Source organism: Acidovorax cavernicola, assembly GCF_003581445.1.
Genome location: NZ_QXMN01000329.1, coordinates 1 through 609, shown reverse-complemented (window position 1 = coordinate 609; position 609 = coordinate 1). Strand labels below are relative to the sequence as shown.

Annotated in this window: 1 protein-coding gene; it reads right to left on the bottom strand. The window is 64.7% G+C overall.

Annotated elements, in window-relative coordinates:
* On the bottom strand, positions 1-609 hold a 609-nt coding region (locus D3H34_RS33470), incomplete at both ends, for a Bug family tripartite tricarboxylate transporter substrate binding protein (RefSeq protein ID WP_205736885.1).

Below are 609 nucleotides of genomic sequence, written 5' to 3'. Positions count from 1 at the left end.
AGATCAGCGTGGGCACGGAACCCATGTACATGTCCACGCGGCCGCCCAGCAGGTCGGGCATGGCCTGGGCCATGCCGCGGTAGGGCACGTGGGAGAACTTCACGTCCGCGCTCTTTTGCCAGGCTTCGCTGATCACATGCGAGATGGTGCCCGTGCCGGGCGAGGCAAAGGTCAGCTGGCCGGGCTTGGCTTTGGCTGCCTTGTGGATATCGTCCAGCGTCTTGTACGGCGCGTCGGCATTGACGATCAGCACGGCGGGACCCGCGGCAACCAGCGCCACCGCGCGCAGGTCGTGGATAGGGTCATAGCTGAGCTTCTTGTAGAGCAGCGGGTTCAGCACCACGTTGTCGGTCTGGGCCATCACCATGGTCAGGCCGTCGGCCGGCGATTTGGCGGTTTGGTCCAGCGCCAGATTGCCGCCGGCGCCTGGCTTGTTCTCGACGACGAAGGTCCAGCCGTTGTCGAGCGTGAGCTTGTTGGTCAACAGCCGCGTCATCGCATCCGTGCCGCCGCCCGCAGGGAAGGGCACGACGAACTTGATCGGGCGTTGCGGATAGTTTTCACCTTGTGCCATCACTGGCGATACCGCAGCGGCGGCCAGGACGAGAA